This is a genomic window from Streptomyces sp. SID8352, from assembly GCF_009862265.1.
Lineage (GTDB): Bacteria > Actinomycetota > Actinomycetes > Streptomycetales > Streptomycetaceae > Streptomyces.
Genome location: NZ_WWGX01000001.1, coordinates 1 through 17,983, shown reverse-complemented (window position 1 = coordinate 17,983; position 17,983 = coordinate 1). Strand labels below are relative to the sequence as shown.

The following is a 17,983-nucleotide window of genomic DNA, read 5'->3' as shown; positions in this document are numbered from 1 at the left end:
AGGGGCAGGCACCGCCGCCTGTTAACGCCCCACCGCCCGCTGGCCGATGTCGCACCGCGCGCACTCCTTGGCCGGTCGGCCTCCTGGCCTGCGCGATACCCGGAGCACAGCCACCGCTCCGAGCACATGGCGCTGCTGTGCGGGGAGGACGTCGCACTCGTCCGCCCGTATGTACTGGCCTGGGAGCGGCGCACTCGTCGGCGCTCGGTGATTATCACGTCTCACCTGCCGACCGAGTCCGAGACCTGGGCGAACCCGGCGGAGGTCTGCTGATGCCCACCCCGGACCGCCACCCCCACATCCCGCCCCTGAACCCTCCTACCGATCGACGGCATGCCGGATCGGCACGCATGAGGCCTGCTTCAACAACCACGCCGGACAGCTCTGGCAGCGCTTCACCACCCGCCTGCGCCGCGAACTCACCGCCCGCGCGGGCCTACCCCGCCGCGAACTCGCCGACCACCTCCGCGTCTCCTACGGCAAGGTCGCCGAATTCCAGAAACGCGGCGCCCTCCACTTCCACGCCGTCATCCGCCTCGACGGCCCCGACGGACCCGGCACACCCCCACCCGCCTGGGCCACCGCCACTCTCCTCACCGACGCGATACACGCCGCCGCCACGCACTCCTACACGACCGTCTCCGTCCCGGCCGCCGCCGACCAACCCGCCCGCACCTTCCGCTGGGGCAGGCAACTCGACGTCCGCCCGGTCAAGGCCTTCGGCGACAGCTCCGACATCACCGAACAGGCCGTCGCCTCCTACGTCGCCAAATACGCCACCAAAGCCGCCGAGAACACCGGCACCCCCGACCGCCGCATCGGCGAACTCGACCGGCGCCACGTCCCCGACCACACGCGCCGCCTCATCACCGCATGCCGCGACCTCGACGCCCTCTACCCGGACCGCCGCCTCTGGGCGTGGGCCCACATGCTCGGCTTCCGCGGCCACTTCTCCTCCAAGTCCCGCACCTACTCGACCACCCTCGGCGCCCTCCGCCAGGAACGCGCCGACTACCGCGCCGCCCAAGAGGCCACCGCCCTCGGCCTCGACGACCGCGAACCGGACACCGTCCTTGTCCTCACCGACTGGCAGTACGCCGGCCACGGCCACACCCCCGGCGAAGCCGCCCTCGCCGCCACCATCGCCCGCGACCTCCACACCAACCGCGAGACCGCCCGCGACGCCCTCCGCAGCGAAGGGAGCGCGGAATGACGACCGCCACAACTCCCGGCGAACTTCTGACCGTTCCGGAGGTCATGGCCCGGCTCAGGCTCGGGCGCTCCAAGGTCTACGACCTGATCCGGTCGCACCGGCTCGTCTCCATCAAGATCGACGGCGCTCGCCGCATCCCCGCTCATGCCGTCACGGACTTCGTCCTCGGCCAGATCGAGATCGAGGAGGCCGCCTGATGGCCGCTCAGCGCAAGCGGAACCCGAACGGCTCCGGCACCATCACCAACCGCAAGGACGGCCGCTACCAGTGCGCCGTCTACGTCCTCCAGCCGGCCGGCACCCGCGCCCGCAAGTTCGCCTACGGCAAGACCTGGGCCGAGTGCGACGCCAAGCGCCGTGAACTGCTCGACAAGGTGGACCAGGGCGTGCCCGTGCCCACCAAGTCGGCCAAGCTCTCCGAGTGGCTGCCGTACTGGCTGGAGAACGTCGTCAAGCCCCGGCGGAAGCTCAGCACCTTCGACAAGTACGAGGGGCACGTCCGCCTGCACCTGGTGCCGCTCCTCGGAAGCCGACGGCTCGAATCCCTCGGCGTCGCCGACGTCCGCCGTTTCCTCGTGCGCCTGGAGAAGCAGACGACCGCGGCGACCGCCAAGGAATCGCACCGGGTGCTGCGCTCGGCGCTCTCCTCGGCCTGCCGGGAGGAACTGATCACGCGCAACGTGGCGAAGCTCGTCGAGCCGCCCCGGACGGAAACGCCCGAGCTGCACCCGTGGACCCTCGACGAGACGTTGGACTTCCTCACCGCGTCCCGGACGGACCCGCTCTACGCGGCCTTCGTCCTCGCCATCGCCCTGGGCCTCCGCCGGGGAGAGATCATCGGTCTGCGGTGGTCGGACATCGACCTGGACAACCGGGTGCTCCACGTCCGGCACCAGGTTCAGCGGCGTCGGGGCGTCCTGTACGACGACGACCCGAAGAGCCGCCGTCGGCGGGTCGTCCTGCTGCCCGCGCTCTGCATCGCGCCCCTGCGCTGGCACCGCCTCCGACAGGCCGACACCCGCGCCAAGGCCAGAGAGAAGTGGCAGGACTCCGGCTACGTCTTCGCCACCCGCACCGGGCGCCCCGTCGAGCCGCGCAACTTCTACCGGTCCTTCGTCCGCGTCACCGAGTCGGCCAGCCTCCGCGTGATCCGGCTGCACGACGCCCGCCACGGCACCGCCACGCTCCTCACGGCGGCCGGAGTGGCGCCCCGGGTGGTGATGGAGATCTTGGGGCACTCCCAGATCAGCATCACCATGGACGTCTACACGCACGTGGCGCAGGACACACAGCGGGAGGCCATGAGCCACATGGACCGGCTGCTCAGGAAGCGGCGCACCGGTCGGGACTGATCCGTCGACCGTGGGTGACCGCCCGCGTTGATGTCAGGAATGGATGTCAAAGGCCACTCGGGATCTTCCCCGAGTGGCCTTTTCCCTGCTCACACAGCGAGCCCCCTGTCGGATTCGAACCGACGACCTTCGCTTTACAAGAGCGGCGCTCTGACCAGCTGAGCTAAGGAGGCAGTCGCGCGGCGGCGCGCGCCGGGCGGGACCACTGTACACAGAGCCGGTGAACGATGCGGATCGGGAATTCGGTCGAAGTTCACACCCCTGCAAGTGCTGACAGACCAGGTGAACGCCAGGTACCGTCCAGACTCGGTTCACCTGTGTGGACCAGACCACCACCTTCCTACAACGGACCGTCCGGCACGTTCCTGCCGGTAGAAGGGGGCCCATCACCATGGCCACTGTGCAGTTCGACAAGGCGACCCGCATCTACCCGGGTTCCGACTCCGACAAGCCCGCCGTCGACAGCCTCGAGATCGACATCGCGGACGGAGAGTTCCTCGTCCTGGTCGGCCCGTCCGGCTGCGGCAAGTCCACCTCGCTCCGCATGCTCGCGGGCCTGGAGGAGGTCAACCGGGGCACCATCCGCATCGGTGACCGCGACGTCACGCACCTGCCGCCGAAGGACCGGGACATCGCCATGGTGTTCCAGAACTACGCGCTGTACCCGCACATGACCGTCGCCGACAACATGGGCTTCGCGCTCAAGATCGCCGGCGTCAACAAGACGGAGATCCGCAGCAAGGTCGAAGAGGCCGCCAAGATGCTGGACCTCACCGAGTACCTCGACCGCAAGCCGAAGGCGCTCTCCGGCGGTCAGCGCCAGCGCGTCGCCATGGGCCGCGCCATCGTGCGCGACCCCCAGGTGTTCCTCTTCGACGAGCCGCTGTCGAACCTCGACGCCAAGCTCCGCGTGTCGACCCGTACGCAGATCGCGTCGCTCCAGCGCCGCCTCGGCATCACCACCGTCTACGTCACCCACGACCAGGTCGAGGCCATGACGATGGGCGACCGCGTGGCCGTGCTCAAGGGCGGCATCCTGCAGCAGGTCGAGTCGCCGCGGCGCATGTACGACAAGCCCGCCAACCTCTTCGTCGCCGGCTTCATCGGCTCCCCCGCCATGAACCTGATCGAGGTGCCGATCACCGACGGCGGCGTGAAGTTCGGCAACAGCGTCGTCCCGGTCAACCGCGACGCCCTGAAGGCCGCCGCCGACAAGGGCGACCGCACGGTCACCGTCGGCGTCCGCCCCGAGCACTTCGACGTGCTGGAGCTGGGCGGCGGCGCCGCGTCCCTGACGAAGGACACCGCCGACGCCCCGGCCGGCCTGGCCGTCGCGGTCAACGTCGTCGAGGAGACCGGCGCCGACGGCTACATCTTCGGCACCACCGAGGTCGGCGGCGAGGCCACGGACCTGGTGATCCGCGTCAACAGCCGCGCGGTGCCGGAGAAGGGCTCCACCGTCCACGTCGTGCCGCAGCCGGGCGAGATCCACGTGTTCTCGACCTCCACGGGCGAGCGCCTCTCCGACTGACGCGCCACCGGGCGCGGTCCGGACGGCACCGTCCGGACCGCGCCCGGCCGACCGCCCGGACGCGGACGCGCCACCCGAACCGGGCACGGACAAACCAGACGCCGGGAGAATTCACCCGCGTTGACGACGAAGGGCCCCGCGACCTCCCGCGGGGCCCTTCGTCGCCCCCGGGGATCTCCCGGGCACAACGGACGTTTCGAGCCGTGTACGTCAACCCCGCGCCCGTTCCCGGGCCGTTCCCCGTCCCCCGAACCGGTGACGGAATGTCGCCATGTCATTACGTGACGCTACCCTCACTCGCGTGAAGCACTCCGTGAAGCACTCCGCCACCCGACAGACGCGACGCGGCCGGGGCCCCGCCCGCCGGATCGGCCGCTCTCTCGCCTTCGTCCTGCCCGTCGTCCTGGTGCTCTCCGGGACCCTCGCCGTCACCCGGGTCGACTGGTCGGGCGATCCCTCGGACTCGGTGCTCGCCGCGTCGGACGCCTCGGCCGTCGGGGCGTCCACCCGCGCCACCGCCCGCGCCCCGCACGAGGTGCTGCGCGACCGGCTGCTGACCGAGCTGAAGGAGGACGATCCGGGCACCGCCCTGACCCACCTCCAGCAGGCCGTCAACGACCGGCCCTCGCTGGCCAGGCACTGCGCGTCCATCGCCCGCTCCCTGGGCCGCGCCGCCGTGCGGGTCTACGGCCCCGCCCGCGCCCAGTCCTACGCCCGCCCGGTCTGCGACACCGCCTTCGCGACGGGCGTCCTGGCCGCGCACGGCTGACCGCCCCGCCCGTGCGGCGGCGCCCGGCACCCTCCGTCGCCGCACGGGCGGCGCGGCACCGTCCGGGCGCCGCGACGGGGCGCGCGGGACGCCACGTACAGTTCGGGCATGACCGATCCGAACGCCGCGTCCCGCCGTCCCGTTCAGGCCGTCGTCCTGGCCGGCGGACAGGGGTCCAGGCTGCGTCCCTACACCGACGACCGGCCCAAGCCGATGGTCGAGATCCCCGGCACGGGGACCCCGATCATCGGGCACCAGCTCACCTGGCTCGCCGAGGAGGGCGTGACGGACGTGGTGGTCTCCTGCGGCCACCTCGCCGAAGTCCTCCAGAAGTGGCTGGAGAACGCCGACCTGCCGCTGTCCGTCACCACCGTCGTCGAGACGGAGCCGCTCGGCCGCGGCGGCGGCCTCAAGTACGCCGCCGCCCACCTCCCGCACCCCGACCTGCCCTGGTACGCCACCAACGGCGACATCTGGACCCGCTTCTCCCTGCGCGACCTGGCCGACTTCCACGCCGAGCGGGACGCCGTCGCGACCCTCGCCCTGGCCCGGCCGCGGCTGCCCTGGGGCGCCGTCCAGACCGACGGCTTCGGGCACATCACGGACTTCATCGAGGCACCGCCGTCGACCGTCGAGGTCAACGCGGGCGTCTACGTCTTCTCCCCCGCCTTCGCCTCGATGCTCCCGGAGCGCGGCGACCACGAGCGGACCACCTTCCCCCGGCTGGCGCGCGAGCGCCGGCTCGCCGGGTTCCCGATCCCGCAGGGCTCCTACTGGCGCGCCATCGACACCGCCAAGGACCTGACGGAGGCGGCCCGGGAGCTGGCGGCCCTGCGCGAGCGCTGAGCCCCACGAGCGCCGGGTGCCGAGCCCCGCGCGAACGCCGTACGGCGGCAGCAGGCGAGGCGGGGGCACCACGGGGCGTCCGAGGGGCCCGTGGGGGCCCCGGAGCCTCCGGGCGCCCCTTCCCCGCCCCGGGGCCGGACCACGCCGCCAGACCCCCGCACACGGCTCCCCGGCCCCCCTGCGCCCGCCGTGCGGGGCCGGAGGGCCGCCGGGCGGGCCGGACGGCGGGCCCGGCCGCGCAGAACGCGTCCGGCCGCCCCCGCCCACCGGGCACCACGACGACGGGGTCCTGCACATCACCGTGCGGGACCCCGTCGTCGTGCTGTCGGCCCCTCAGCCGAGCAGGCCGCCCACCAGGCGTCCGTCCGGCTCGCCCGGGGAGGACGGGGCGTCACCGGTGTCGTCGTCGGCGCCGCTCTCCGGGCCGGGCGCCACGCCCTCGCCCGGGGCACCGCTGCTGGCGCCGCCGGAGGACGGACCGGCGGTGGTGGCGCTCGGCGCCTGCCCCGCCGGGGCGCTGTCCCGGGGCGGGGCCTGGCCGATGGTGCCCTGGGTCTCGCTGGGCGTCCCACCGGTCACGGCACCGGTGTCCCGACTCGTCCCCGGCACCGTCGCGGCCCCGCCGGACGGGGTCGCGGAGGCGCCGGAGGTGGCGCCCTGGCTCGGCGAGGCGGGGGTGGCGTCGGGCGTGGCGGCCCGCTCGCGCCCGCCGGGCTCCTGGGGCAGCGGGGAGCCCGGAAGCTCGTTGCGCGGCGCCTGGCCGGGCCCGGGGACGACCACGTGGTCGGCGTCCCGGACCGCGCCGCCGAGCAGCGAGCCGACGAGCAGGGTGACCCCCGCGACCAGGAAGGTGATGAGGGCGCCGCGGCGCAGCACATAGCGGCGCAGGTCCCAGATGTCGGCGCGGGGGCCCAGCCGCCGCCAGGCGCTGCCCGCGAGGCGGCCGTCGACGGAGTAGACGGGGGCGCCCGCGATGACCAGCGGGGACCAGGCGGCGAGGTAGATGATGTCGGGCGCGTCGTAGACGGGGACGCTCTTCCAGCTCACGGTGACCAGCAGCGCGGCGGACAGACAGGCGCCGACGACGGCGGCGACGCGCTGCCAGCAGCCCAGGACGGTCAGGACGCCGACGAGGACCTGGAGGAAGGCGATGACCAGCCCGGAGCCGACCGGGTGGGCGAGGGCGAACTGGCGCAGCGGCTCGGCGACGTCCCACGGGTGCAGGGTGTTGAGCCACTTGACCATCGAGCCGCGCTCGCCGCCGTCGAAGTAGACGGGGTCGCAGAGCTTGCCCATGCCGGCGTAGATGGAGATGAAGCCGAGGAAGACGCGCAGCGGCAGCAGCACCACGCCGAGGTTCATGCGGCGGCCGGGGTAGTAGGCGTGCCGCGCGGAGTCCTCGGTGTGCCGCCGGGAGCGCGGCCCGTCCTCGTCCGCCGCGTCCCGGCGGTCGTCGACGAGAAGTCCGTCGTCGTCGTAGCGGTCGTCCCAGCCGTCGTCCGGGCCGTCCGCGCGGTCGCCGTATCCGTCGTACCCGTCGTGGCCGTCGGGGTCCCCGGCGGTGCGGACGGGTTCGTCGTAGGCGCTGCCGACGGTGCGCATGGCGGGCAGCAGCCGGGCGCCGTCGGCGGCGGGGCCGCGCTGGGCGCCGACGAAGGGGGTCTCCAGGGTCTCCGTGGCGGGGCCCTCGTCGTAGCCGCCGTAGCCCGGGACCGGTCCGACGCGCGGGATCACCTGGGTGGCGCCGGCGTCGGCGCCCGGGTCCTCGGCGTACCGGTCGGCACCGGCCCGGACCGCCTGGAGGAGGCGGTGGGCGCCGGTGTCGTCGGGATCGGACCGGCCGCTCCAGACGACCGGGCGGCGGCGGGCCGGGGCGGGGCCCGCGACACCGGCCCGGAGCATGCGGGCGGTGTCCTGGGTGGCGCTCATGTGCCGCGCGATCCGCAGGGATCTGGTGCGCCGCGCGGAGGCACCCAGCTGCACGCGGAAGCTCGCGTGATTGACGATGACCTGGGCCGGATCGCTCGGCACCTTCACCATGCTCAGCGCGGGCGCGTCGTCGAATCCCGACGAGCGGTCCCCCGTGGGCGTGCGGGGTGTTCTGGTGTCCACACTCATCTAACCGAGTGATGTGTCGTTAGGACACTGCCTTGACCCGTCGGATGTGTCCGGACCCCGTCAAGCCCGGGCGGGCGGCCCGGAACCCCCCGCGCGGGGGACCGGGCCGGACGTCCGTGCGAACCGGCCGACGGCGGCTCAGGCCCGGCGGCGCGCCGCCTCGTAGAGCACGATGCCCGCGGCGACACCGGCGTTGAGCGACTCGGCGCCGCCCGGCATCGGGATGCGCACCCGGACGTCGCAGGTCTCCCCGACCAGCCGGGACAGGCCCTTGCCCTCACTGCCGACGACGATGACCAGCGGCCCGTCCAGGGCGTCCAGGTCGCCGAGTTCGGCCTCGCCATCGGCGTCCAGGCCGACGACCACCAGGCCCGCCTTCTGGTACGCCTCCAGGGCGCGCGTCAGGTTGGTGGCGCGGGCGACCGGCGTCCGCGCGGCGGCGCCCGCCGAGGTCTTCCAGGCACCGGCGGTCATCCCGGCGGCGCGCCGCTCGGGCACGACGACGCCGTGGCCGCCGAAGGCGGAGACGGAGCGGACGACGGCCCCGAGGTTGCGCGGGTCGGTCACCCCGTCGAGGGCGACGATCAGCGGGTCCTCACCGGCGTCGGCGGCGGCCGCCGCCAGGTCGTCCGGGTGGGCGTACTCGTACGGCGGGACCTGGAGGACGAGGCCCTGGTGGTTGAGCCCGTTGGTCATCCGGTCCAGCTCGGGGCGCGGGGCCTCCATGAGGTTGATGCCGCCGCGCTCGGAGGCGAGCCGGAGCGCCTCGCGGACCCGCTCGTCGCTGTCGATGAACTGCTGGACGTAGAGGGTCGAGGCGGGCACGCCCTCGCGCAGCGCCTCGACGACCGGGTTGCGGCCGACGACCAGCTCGGAGGAGGACCTGCCGCCGCCCCGCCGCTGCGGGCGGGCGCTCTGGGCGCGGCGGGCCTTCGACTGGGCGGCGCGCTGCTTGGCGTGCCCCTTGCGCATCTCGGCGGGGGGCGTCGGCCCCTTGCCCTCCAGGCCCCGGCGCCGCTTGCCGCCGCTGCCGACCTGCGCGCCCTTCTTGCCGGACATGCGGCGGTTGTTCGCGGCCATGAGTTCCCTGTCTCTCTGCGGGGCGCGCCGGGCGCCCGTTCCGTGTGCCTTGCGTCTGTCGTGCGTCGTGTCCGCGCGTTCGCCGCGCTCATGCAGTGTGCCGCCCGGGGGACCGGGCGGCACGGTCGATCCTCCCCGGCCGGGGGCGGGTCAGCGGGGGCCGAGGCTCCAGCGCGGTCCCTGCGGTCCGTCCTCGATGGCGAGGCCGGAGTCGGCCAGCCGGTCGCGGATCGCGTCCGCGGTGGGCCAGTCCTTGCGCGCCCGGGCCGCCTCGCGCTGTTCGAGGACGAGGCGCACCAGGCTGTCCACCACGTGGCGCAGCTCACCGGCCCGGTCGCCCTCGTCGGTGGCCCACTGCTCGTCGAGCGGGTCCAGCCCGAGGACGCCGAGCATGGCCCGGACCTCGGCGAGGCGGGCGACGGCGGCCTCCTTGTCGTCGGCGGCCAGTGCGCTGTTGCCCTGCCGGACGGTGGTGTGGACGACGGCGAGCGCCTGCGGGACGCCCAGGTCGTCGTCCATCGCCTCGGCGAAGGCGAGCGGCACCTCGGCATCGGGCTCCACGGCCGCCCCGGCCAGCTCGGTGACGCGGCGCACGAAGCCCTCGATCCGGGCGTAGCCGGTCTCGGCCTCGCGCAGCGCCTCCTCGCCGTACTCGATGGCGGAGCGGTAGTGCGGGGTGCCCAGGTAGTAGCGCAGGACGACGGGGCGCCAGCGCTTGACCATCTCGGAGACGAGCACCGAGTTGCCGAGCGACTTCGACATCTTCTCGCCGCTCATGGTGACCCAGGCGTTGTGCACCCAGTACCGGGCGAAGGCGTCGCCGAAGCCGCGGGCCTGGGCGATCTCGTTCTCGTGGTGCGGGAAGATCAGGTCGATCCCGCCGCCGTGGATGTCGAACTCGGTGCCCAGGTACTTGTGCGCCATCGCGGAGCACTCCAGGTGCCAGCCGGGCCGCCCGCGCCCCCACGGGGTCTCCCAGCTCGGCTCGCCGGGCCGGGCCGCCTTCCACATGGCGAAGTCGCGCGCGTCCCGCTTGCCCGTCTCGCCGTCCTCGGAGGGCTGGCGCAGGTCGTCGAGGTCCTGGTTGGACAGCGACAGATAGCCCGGCAGGGACCGCACGTCGAAGTAGACGTTGCCGTCGGCCGCGTAGGCGTGGCCGCGGTCGATCAGGCCGCGCATCATCTCGATCATCTCGGTGATGTGGCCGGTGGCGCGCGGTTCGCAGCTGGGCGGCAGGCAGCCGAGGGCGGCGTAGGCGTCGTTGAACGCCCGCTCGTTCTCGTAGCCGATGGACCACCAGGGGCGCTTCTGCTCGGCCGCCTTCCTGATGATCTTGTCGTCGATGTCCGTGACGTTGCGGATGAACGTGACGTCGTAGCCGCGGTACGCGAACCAGCGGCGCATGATGTCGAAGTTCAGCCCCGAGCGGATGTGCCCGATGTGCGGTGCGGCCTGCACGGTGGCTCCGCACAGGTAGATCGAGACACACCCGGGCACGAGGGGGGCGAAGTCACGGATCTGCCGGGTGCTGGTGTCGTACAGCCGAATGCTCACCCGTCCAGGGTAGTCGGCGCGGCCCCCTGTCCCACACCCCACCGGTCCCACTTCCGCCTCGGGCGGAACCCGCCCCCTGCCCCGGACCGGTCCCGCGCCGCTCCCGGCCCGTTCCGGCGGGGGCCGGGAACGGGCCCGCGGGCGCGTCCCGGGCGGGGCGCGGCGGACGGCCGCGGGCGGGACCGGCGGGGGCCGCGGGCCGGGTCACCGGACCCGTACGACCAGGGCGGTGGCGACCGCCATCAGGCCCTCGCCGCGCCCGGGGAACCCCAGTCCGTCGGTGGTCGCCCCGGAGACCGACACCGGCGCGCCCACGGTCTCCGAGAGCACCCGCTGGGCCTCGGCCCGCCGCTTGCCGACCTTCGGCCGGTCCCCGACGACCTGCACGGCCACGTTGCCGATGCGGAATCCGGCGTCCCGCACGATCCGGGCCGCCTCCGCCAGCAGCGTCACCCCGGACGCCCCGGCCCACTGCGGGCGCCCGGTGCCGAAGTGCTGGCCCAGGTCGCCCAGGCCGGCCGCCGAGAACAGCGCGTTGCAGGCCGCGTGGGCCACGACGTCGGCGTCGGAGTGGCCGGCGAGTCCGCTGCCCTCGCCCTCCCACCTCAATCCGGCGCACCACAGCTCCCGGCCCTCCTCGAAGCCGTGGATGTCGGTCCCGATCCCGACCTGCGGCAGCGGTGGCCCGTCCGGGGGGCCGTACGGCGTGTCGTCGCGCGGGAGGCGGGCCGCGCCGTCCGCCGTGCCGCCGGGCGTGTCACGGGGTGCGCCTCCCTGAGGGCCGCCGGGGGCGCCGTCCTGGGGGCCGCCGGGGGCGCCGTTCTGGGTGCCGCGAGGCTCAGAAGCCATCGTTCAGCCTCCTGCGCGCGAGGACCGCGTCGGCGAGGACCAGGTCGAGGGGCCGGGTCACCTTGAACGCCTCCTCGTGGCCGGGCACGGCCACCACCGTCAGCCCAAGCCGCTCGACCATGCTCGCGTCGTCGGTGACCTCGCCGGTGACGGTCTCGTGGGCGCGCACCAGCGTCGCCCGGTCGAAGCCCTGCGGGGTCTGCACCGCGCGCAGCCGCGCCCGCTCCGGCGTGGCCACCACCGGCTCCGGGGCGCCGGGCACGGCGGCGGGCTCCACCTCCTTGACGGTGTCGGCCAGCGGCAGCACCGGCACCACGGCGGGCGCCCCCTCCCGCACCGCCTCGATCACGGCGTCGACCGTGTCCACCGGCACCAGCGGCCGGGCCGCGTCGTGGACGAGGACGATCCCGCAGTCGTCCGGCAGCGCGTCGAGGCCGCGCCGTACGGACTCCTGCCGGGAGTCGCCGCCGGGGACGACGGTGAAGTCGGTGCGCTCGGGCAGGGAATGCGCGTCCAGGAGGCTGCGCACCTCGGCGGCCCCCTCGGGCGGGGCCACGACGACGACCAGGGAGACCGCGCGGGAGGCGGCCAGCGCGCGGACGGCGTGGATCAGCATGGGCGTGCCGCCCAGCGCGCGCAGCGCCTTGGGGGCGCCCGGGCCGAGGCGCACGCCCCGGCCGGCGGCGGGGATCACCGCGGCGGTGCGCCCCGCCGGGGCGGGGGAAGGGGCCGACGCGGACGTCGGAGCGGGCGGGGGAAGCGAATCGTCAGACATCGGTTCCTGTCAGGTTTGTGTGCTCGACCTACTTGGGTATGGCCTCACCGTGCCGGGCGCGACGCCCCGACCGGACCCTTCCGTGACCCCGGTCGAGCCTGCGCCCCGGGCCCGGCACGCCAGACGCGCCGTTTCCGGGGCGCGCCGCGCCACACCGCCCGGCGGCCTCCCCGGGACGAGCGTACGAGGATCACCGGCACCGGGGTGCCCGAACGCGCATCCCGGGCGCAGCGCGCGGCCGGCCGAGCCGCACGTCCGGGTGCGCCTCCCGTGGCCCGCCACGCGCGGCGGGCCGACGGCCTCCGGGGCACCCGGCGCCCGGACGGCCCCCGGCGGGCCCGGGAGGTGGCCTCGGGGCGCGCCGCCTTTTCCGGGCATCGCCGGGCCGGCGGCATTGCGGATGCCCCGGGTGCTGCGGACACGAAGATGCCGCGGTGCCCGGCGACAGCAGACTGTCATCGGGCACCGCGGCATCTCGGTGCGCTGAACGGAACGGGCGGACCCGTCCCCGTGTCAGGAGGCGAGCACCTCGTCGAGCAGGGCTTCCGCCTTGTCCTCGTTGGTGTTCTCCGCGAGCGCGAGTTCGCTCACCAGGATCTGGCGGGCCTTGGCGAGCATGCGCTTCTCACCGGCGGAGAGTCCGCGCTCGCGCTCGCGCCGCCACAGGTCGCGCACGACTTCCGCGACCTTGATGACGTCGCCGGAGGCGAGCTTCTCCAGGTTTGCCTTGTAGCGGCGCGACCAGTTCGTGGGCTCCTCGGCGTACGGCGCGCGCAGCACCTCGAAGACCCGGTCCAGCCCGTCCTGACCGACCACATCACGCACGCCGACGAACTCCGCATTGTCCGCTGGCACACGTACCGTCAGGTCACCCTGGGCGACCTTCAGCACCAAGTAGGTCTTGTCCACGCCTTTGATCTGGCGAGTTTCGATAGCCTCGATCAGCGCGGCCCCGTGATGGGGATAGACCACGGTGTCGCCAACCTTGAACGTCATGTGACAGGTACCCCTTCCGTGGCTATCCAGGGTAACACGGATACGGCGTCCACTGAATGGCGTTTTCGCAGGTCAGGGCATATCTCAGGGCTTGACAACAGCGGCGGGAACGTGCTGCGACAGGCCCCCGGAGCACGGTATTCGCAGGTCGGAGCGGCTCTCCGGGCCGGACGAAACACGCACGTCACACACGCCGGAAGGGGCCCCGACCCGGATGAATCTCCCCATATGTCCGGTTGTCCGGGTGCGACTTACACTACTCCGTTCGGTGCGGGCGGCGGGCTTCCGGACGATTCCGGAATTGATCACCCGGGCCGTCCGGGGGGCCCGCGGGTGATCAATTCACCGGCCGTCCGGGCATTCCCGCCGGGGGAATTCACACGCCGCCGCCCGCGCGGTATCGCGCGCGGTATGCCGGACCGTATGGCGGTACGTATGCCGGGCGGTATGGGGGTGTGTATGCCGGTGGGTATGCCACCCGTATGACGGTGCTTCTTATGTGAATGGTGGACGGCTCCGGGACCATTGCGCCGTGCCCCGCCGCGCCGCCCGCGTCCGGCGCGCCGGACGCCCGGCCTCCAGGACCGCGGCGGGCCCCGGCCCCGGGGCCGCCCCGCCGCCCGCCGCCCGCCGGGCGAAGCCGGGGGCCGCTTCGGGGAGGGCCGGGCGCGCCCACCGGGAACGGCGGCCCGCGCCGACGCCGGGGACCGGCTCCGGGAGGGTCGGGTGCGCCCGCCCGGGAACGGCTCGGTAACCTAAGGCCGCTGACAGTAACTTAGGGCGGCTTTATCCGTAGCCGCCGCCACGTTCGAGCCCAAGGAGTTGCCGCCGCCGTGAGCAGCAGCCTTCGACGCGGCGCCATCGCCGCCTCCGCCATCGCGTTCTCGGTCGCCACGCTCGCCGGGTGCGGCGCGGGCCACAACGCCCAGACGCTGGAGATCCAGCCGGACCACGCGGCGACCTCCGTCGGTGACATCGAGATCCAGAACGCGGTGGTCGTCACCCAGCCCGACGAGCAGGCGAAGGGCCCGGCCACGGTCATCGCCACCCTGTTCAACAAGGGCCGGACGGACCAGACGCTGGAGTCCATCACCGTGGACGGCGCCGGCGCGGCGGCCCTGAAGCCCGCCGACGGCCGGAACCTTACCGTCCCCGCGGGCGGCCGGCTGATCCTCGGCGGCGACGGCAACGCCGCCGCCGAACTGCCCTCCGGTGGGGAGGCGGTCCGCGACGGCGACGTGCAGAAGGTCACCTTCGCGCTCAGCGAGACCGGCGACGTGAGCCTCGGCGCCTTCGTCGTGCCGGCCGAGAGCTACTACACCTCCTGGGGCCCCAGCGGCGCCCCGGCGGCCTAGGACCCGGCCAGGTCCTGTCCGACGTTCGCCGTCGTCGCCCGTGGAGCGGCCGCGCGGCCTCAGGTGCCTGTGCGCGGCGCGCAGGCCCCAGGTCTCCGTACTGGACCGACCGGGGCCGGGGCCGGTGCGGCGGGCGTGCGTGCACGGCGTCGCGCGGCGGACGGGAAGGGTCGGAAAGACCCGGCCGCCCGCCCGGCCCGGCCCCGGCGGGCGCGGGAACGCGGAAGGGCGGGACCTCCACGAGGTCCCGCCCTTCCGCGTGGTGCGTGCGGTACGGCGCACCGCCGCCCGCGCCCGGGACGGCGCGCGGACCGCTCCGCCGGGGCCGGGCGGCCCCGGCGCGGCCGGCCTACGGCTCGAACTTGTAGCCCAGCCCGCGCACCGTCACCAGGTACCGGGGCGCGCCCGGGTCCGGCTCGATCTTGGCGCGCAGCCGCTTGACGTGGACGTCCAGGGTCTTGGTGTCACCGACGTAGTCGGCGCCCCACACCCGGTCGATGAGCTGCATCCGGGTCAGCACCCGGCCGGCGTTGCGCAGCAGCATCTCCAGCAGGTCGAACTCCTTCAGCGGCAGGTCGACCTTGGCCCCTCCGACGGTCACCACGTGCCGGTCGACGTCCATCCGGACCGGACCGGCCTCCAGCGCCGCCGGGGCCACCTCCTCCGGTTCGCCGCGGCGGCGCAGCACGGCGCGGATGCGGGCGACCAGCTCGCGCGAGGAGAAGGGCTTGGTGACGTAGTCGTCGGCCCCTATCTCCAGGCCGACGACCTTGTCGATCTCGCTGTCCTTGGCCGTCACCATGATCACGGGGACGTTGGAGCGGCCGCGCAGCTGCCGGCACACCTCGGTGCCCGGCAGTCCGGGCAGCATCAGGTCGAGGAGGACGAGGTCGGCGCCGTTGCGCTCGAACTCGTCCAGACCGTCGGGCCCGGTGGTCGCGACGGCGACCTCGAAGCCCTCCTTGCGAAGCATGTACGACAGTGCGTCGGAGAAGGACTCCTCGTCCTCGACGACGAGCACACGGGTCACGGAAGGACCTCCGGGGCGGAAAGCGATTCGATCGCGGATGGTGCGGACGGTGCTGATGCGGTGGTTGATGCGGACGGTGCGGTTCGGGCGGTGGTACGGGGGGTGTGGGGGGAGGCGGGGGCGGACGGCCGGCCGGCCTCCGCACCCTCGGGGGCGTCCGGAACGCCGGGGGCCGCGGGGGCGCCCGGGTCCTCGGGGCGGGGGTCGCGGTCGCCGTCGCGGAACCGGTCCCCGCGGCCGTCCGGGCCGTCGGGGCCCGCCGCGCGGTCGCGGGCGGCACCCGACTCCGGCAGCCGCAGGGTGAAGGTGGACCCCTGGCCCTCGGCGCTCCACACGGTGACCTCCCCGCCGTGCGAGGCGACCACGTGCTTGACGATGGCGAGCCCCAGGCCGGTGCCCCCGGTGGCCCGGGAGCGGGCCGGGTCGACGCGGTAGAAGCGCTCGAAGACACGCTCCTTGTCCCGCTCCGATATGCCGATGCCCTGGTCGGTCACGGCTATCTCGATCAGATCGCCCCCGGAGGAGGCGACCCGGCGGGCCGCGATGCCGACCCGGGTGCGCGCCGGAGAGTAGTTGACGGCGTTCTCGACGAGGTTGCCGAGCGCGGCGGCGAGCTGCCCGCGGTTGCCGCGCACCCGCAGGCCCGCCGTGCCGCCGGAGGCCATGGTGATCTGCTTGGTGCCCGCCGCGTGGCGGCAGCGGTCGATGGCCTCGGCGACCAGCTCGTCCACCCGGACGGGCTCGGCGTCGTCGAGCGGGTCGTCGTTCTGCACCCGGGACAGGTCGATCAGCTCCTGCACCAGGTTGGTCAGCCGGGTCGCCTCGATCTGCATGCGCCCGGCGAACCGCTCCACGGCCTCCGGATCGTCGGAGGCGTCCATGACGGCCTCCGAGAGCAGCGAGAGCGCGCCGACCGGCGTCTTCAGCTCATGGCTCACATTGGCGACGAAGTCGCGGCGCACGGCCTCGATGCGGCGGGCCTCGGTGAGGTCCTCCACCAGCAGCAGGACCAGCCGCGACCCGAGCGGCGCCACCCGGGCGGAGACCGCGAGGGCCTCGCCCCGGCCGGTCCCGCGCCGCGGCAGGTCCAGCTCGACCTGCCGTATCTCACCGTCCCGCCGGGTGTCCCGGGCCATCTGCAGCATCGGCTCGACGGCCAGCTTGCCGCCGCGGACCAGGCCGAGGGCGTACGCCGCCGAACTGGCCTTGACCACGGCGTCGGCCTCGTCGAGGACGACCGCGGAGGAGCGGAGCACCGACAGGACGGTGTCCACCCCGGGCGGGAGCACGGGGTCGGTGTGCAGGGAGCTACGGGTGGGGCGGCGCAGTTCGCGCTCGCTCCAGCGGAACGCCAGCATGGCGATGACGCCGGTGAGCACTCCGGCCATCGCCGCCGCTGCGGCGACCGCCGCGTTCACGTCCATGCGTCCAGGTTAGGCATGGTGAAGGGGATGGCCCCAGCCATCGGAGTGCGACCTCGAACACTCGTCGCCCAGAGTTCACCTGGGAGCCGGTGCCGGTTCACCCCGGGTGCCGGAAACGGACGCGTACGGGCCGGAACGTGTAGGCGTGAGGGCCACTCGGGGTACGAAATCCCCGAGGTCGCCCAACCGGACGCACGAGAGGGAACCCTGATGCGGGACGCGTACCACGAGGAACTGGATTCGATCGGCGACGGTCTGGTGGAGATGGCCCGGCTGGTCGGGTCCGCGATCGGACGCGCCACGACCGCGATCCTCGACTCCGACCTGAAGCTCGCCGAGCACGTGATCGAGGGCGACCAGAAGGTCGACGAACTGCAGCACGACCTGGAGGCCCGGGCCATCACCCTGCTCGCGCGGCAGCAGCCGGTGGCGACGGACCTGCGCATCGTCGTGACCTCGCTGCGCATGTCGGCCGACCTGGAGCGCTCGGGCGACCTCGCCCAGCACGTGGCCAAGCTGGCCCGGCTGCGCTACCCGGAGCGGGCGGTCCCGCACGACCTGCACGCGACGATCCTGGAGATGGGGCAGCTCGCGCAGCGCCTGATGGCGAAGACGGCCGAGGTGATCATCACCAAGGACGTCGACCTGGCGCTCCAGCTCGAACAGGACGACGACGCCATCGACCTGCTCCACCGCGCCCTCTTCCAGCACCTGATGGACGACCGCTGGAAGCACGGCATCGAGACCGCCGTCGACGTCACCCTCCTGGGCCGCTACTACGAGCGTTACGCCGACCACGCGGTCGCGGTGGCGAAGCGGGTGGTCTACCTGGTGACGGGCGAGCACGTGGACGCGTCCCAGACCCCCCAGGCGGAGGGGGCCTGAGTGGTTCCGACGGTCGCGGGGCCCGGCACTGGGGGGACGCTAAACCAACAGCGTCCTGGGGGGTTCCGGGCCCCCTGCCGTACGGGCCGGGACGGATTCCTTGGGTGACCTGGGGGCCGTAGGGGCCGTAGGGGCCGTAGGGGCCGTAGGGGCCGTAGGGGCCGTAGGGGCCGTAGGGGCCGTAGGGGCCGTAGGGGCCGTAGGGGC

The 17,983-nt window shown here is 73.8% G+C and carries 14 protein-coding genes, 1 tRNA gene and 2 pseudogenes; 8 read left to right on the top strand and 9 right to left on the bottom strand.

The genetic code is table 11. From position 1 onward, the window contains the following. Nucleotides 1–361: 361 nt before the first annotated feature. The 3 genes and pseudogenes from GTY84_RS00090 to GTY84_RS00080 form a co-directional block, all read left to right on the top strand. Nucleotides 362–1,213, top strand: a pseudogene (locus GTY84_RS00090) (replication initiator); the annotation flags it as partial. Beyond that, nucleotides 1,210–1,410, top strand: coding sequence for a helix-turn-helix domain-containing protein (locus tag GTY84_RS00085; protein WP_161223917.1), 201 nt, complete (start codon nt 1,210–1,212; stop codon nt 1,408–1,410). The pseudogene GTY84_RS00090 and the gene GTY84_RS00085, both read left to right, overlap by 4 nt. After that, entirely contained in the window at nt 1,410–2,564 is a 1,155-nt protein-coding gene (locus GTY84_RS00080; protein WP_161223916.1) for a site-specific integrase, read from the top strand. The genes GTY84_RS00085 and GTY84_RS00080 overlap by 1 nt, the downstream gene beginning before the upstream one ends. A 99-nt stretch (nt 2,565–2,663) precedes the next feature. Here GTY84_RS00080 and GTY84_RS00075 read toward each other — a convergent pair. Further along, nucleotides 2,664–2,737: transfer RNA gene (locus GTY84_RS00075), tRNA-Thr, on the bottom strand. 218 nt (nt 2,738–2,955) lie between these two features. On the opposite strand from GTY84_RS00075, the gene ugpC reads away from it, so the two are divergent. From ugpC to GTY84_RS00060, 3 genes are all read left to right on the top strand, one after another. Next, nucleotides 2,956–4,095 carry a sn-glycerol-3-phosphate ABC transporter ATP-binding protein UgpC gene (gene ugpC / locus GTY84_RS00070; RefSeq protein ID WP_161223915.1) on the top strand — a complete coding sequence of 380 codons (1,140 nt, stop codon included), beginning with the start codon at nt 2,956–2,958 and terminating at the stop codon, nt 4,093–4,095. A gap of 313 nt (nt 4,096–4,408) precedes the next feature. Next, nucleotides 4,409–4,864: a hypothetical protein gene (locus tag GTY84_RS00065; protein WP_161224046.1), complete on the top strand. Its 456-nt coding sequence runs from the start codon at nt 4,409–4,411 to the stop codon at nt 4,862–4,864. Between the two features lie 108 nt (nt 4,865–4,972). Further along, nucleotides 4,973–5,710 (top strand): nucleotidyltransferase family protein, encoded by a 738-nt coding sequence (locus GTY84_RS00060; RefSeq protein ID WP_161223914.1) that lies wholly within the window; start codon nt 4,973–4,975, stop codon nt 5,708–5,710. A 333-nt stretch (nt 5,711–6,043) separates the two neighbouring features. Here the strand turns inward: GTY84_RS00060 and GTY84_RS00055 are convergent, their stop codons facing one another. From GTY84_RS00055 to GTY84_RS00030, 6 genes are all read right to left on the bottom strand, one after another. After that, complete coding sequence (locus tag GTY84_RS00055) at nt 6,044–7,828, bottom strand: DoxX family protein (protein ID WP_161223913.1); 1,785 nt, start codon at nt 7,826–7,828, stop codon at nt 6,044–6,046. Nucleotides 7,829–7,966: 138 nt separating this feature from the next. Then, complete coding sequence (gene rlmB / locus GTY84_RS00050) at nt 7,967–8,908, bottom strand: 23S rRNA (guanosine(2251)-2'-O)-methyltransferase RlmB (RefSeq protein WP_161223912.1); 942 nt, start codon at nt 8,906–8,908, stop codon at nt 7,967–7,969. A gap of 150 nt (nt 8,909–9,058) precedes the next feature. After that, entirely contained in the window at nt 9,059–10,462 is a 1,404-nt protein-coding gene (gene cysS / locus GTY84_RS00045) for a cysteine--tRNA ligase (RefSeq protein WP_161223911.1), read from the bottom strand. A 204-nt stretch (nt 10,463–10,666) separates the two neighbouring features. Next, complete coding sequence (gene ispF / locus GTY84_RS00040) at nt 10,667–11,140, bottom strand: 2-C-methyl-D-erythritol 2,4-cyclodiphosphate synthase (RefSeq protein ID WP_161224045.1); 474 nt, start codon at nt 11,138–11,140, stop codon at nt 10,667–10,669. A gap of 160 nt (nt 11,141–11,300) precedes the next feature. Then, the gene (gene ispD / locus GTY84_RS00035) at nt 11,301–12,086 is read right to left on the bottom strand and encodes a 2-C-methyl-D-erythritol 4-phosphate cytidylyltransferase (RefSeq protein ID WP_202548906.1); all 786 of its coding nucleotides are present in this window, start codon (nt 12,084–12,086) and stop codon (nt 11,301–11,303) included. 513 nt (nt 12,087–12,599) lie between these two features. Next, a complete protein-coding gene (locus GTY84_RS00030; RefSeq protein WP_003953493.1) occupies nt 12,600–13,082 on the bottom strand; it encodes a CarD family transcriptional regulator in 483 nt (160 codons plus the stop codon). Nucleotides 13,083–13,915: 833 nt separating this feature from the next. On the opposite strand from GTY84_RS00030, the pseudogene GTY84_RS00020 reads away from it, so the two are divergent. Beyond that, nucleotides 13,916–14,434 (top strand): annotated as a pseudogene (locus GTY84_RS00020) (DUF461 domain-containing protein); the annotation flags it as partial. A 352-nt stretch (nt 14,435–14,786) separates the two neighbouring features. Here the strand turns inward: GTY84_RS00020 and GTY84_RS00015 are convergent. Continuing rightward, nucleotides 14,787–15,467 carry a response regulator transcription factor gene (locus GTY84_RS00015; protein WP_161223910.1) on the bottom strand — a complete coding sequence of 227 codons (681 nt, stop codon included), beginning with the start codon at nt 15,465–15,467 and terminating at the stop codon, nt 14,787–14,789. Continuing rightward, complete coding sequence (locus GTY84_RS00010) at nt 15,464–16,891, bottom strand: ATP-binding protein (RefSeq protein ID WP_161223909.1); 1,428 nt, start codon at nt 16,889–16,891, stop codon at nt 15,464–15,466. Before GTY84_RS00010 ends, GTY84_RS00015 begins: the two co-directional genes overlap by 4 nt. A gap of 210 nt (nt 16,892–17,101) precedes the next feature. Here GTY84_RS00010 and phoU point away from each other — a divergent pair, with 210 nt between their 5' ends. Further along, on the top strand, nt 17,102–17,776 hold the full coding sequence (gene phoU / locus GTY84_RS00005; protein ID WP_161223908.1) for a phosphate signaling complex protein PhoU: 675 nt from the start codon (nt 17,102–17,104) through the stop codon (nt 17,774–17,776). The last annotated feature ends 207 nt before the right edge of the window (nt 17,777–17,983 follow it).

Bases quoted from the DNA above. Each gene is read 5' to 3' on its own strand.
- GTY84_RS00085 (WP_161223917.1), top strand. From the start codon at position 1,210: ATGACGACCGCCACAACTCCCGGCGAACTTCTGACCGTTCCGGAGGTC.
- GTY84_RS00080 (WP_161223916.1), top strand. From the start codon at position 1,410: ATGGCCGCTCAGCGCAAGCGGAACCCGAACGGCTCCGGCACCATCACC.
- ugpC (WP_161223915.1), top strand. From the start codon at position 2,956: ATGGCCACTGTGCAGTTCGACAAGGCGACCCGCATCTACCCGGGTTCC.
- GTY84_RS00060 (WP_161223914.1), top strand. From the start codon at position 4,973: ATGACCGATCCGAACGCCGCGTCCCGCCGTCCCGTTCAGGCCGTCGTC.
- GTY84_RS00055 (WP_161223913.1), bottom strand. From the start codon at position 7,828: ATGAGTGTGGACACCAGAACACCCCGCACGCCCACGGGGGACCGCTCG.
- rlmB (WP_161223912.1), bottom strand. From the start codon at position 8,908: ATGGCCGCGAACAACCGCCGCATGTCCGGCAAGAAGGGCGCGCAGGTC.
- ispD (WP_202548906.1), bottom strand. From the start codon at position 12,086: ATGTCTGACGATTCGCTTCCCCCGCCCGCTCCGACGTCCGCGTCGGCC.
- GTY84_RS00030 (WP_003953493.1), bottom strand. From the start codon at position 13,082: ATGACGTTCAAGGTTGGCGACACCGTGGTCTATCCCCATCACGGGGCC.
- GTY84_RS00010 (WP_161223909.1), bottom strand. From the start codon at position 16,891: ATGGACGTGAACGCGGCGGTCGCCGCAGCGGCGGCGATGGCCGGAGTG.
- phoU (WP_161223908.1), top strand. From the start codon at position 17,102: ATGCGGGACGCGTACCACGAGGAACTGGATTCGATCGGCGACGGTCTG.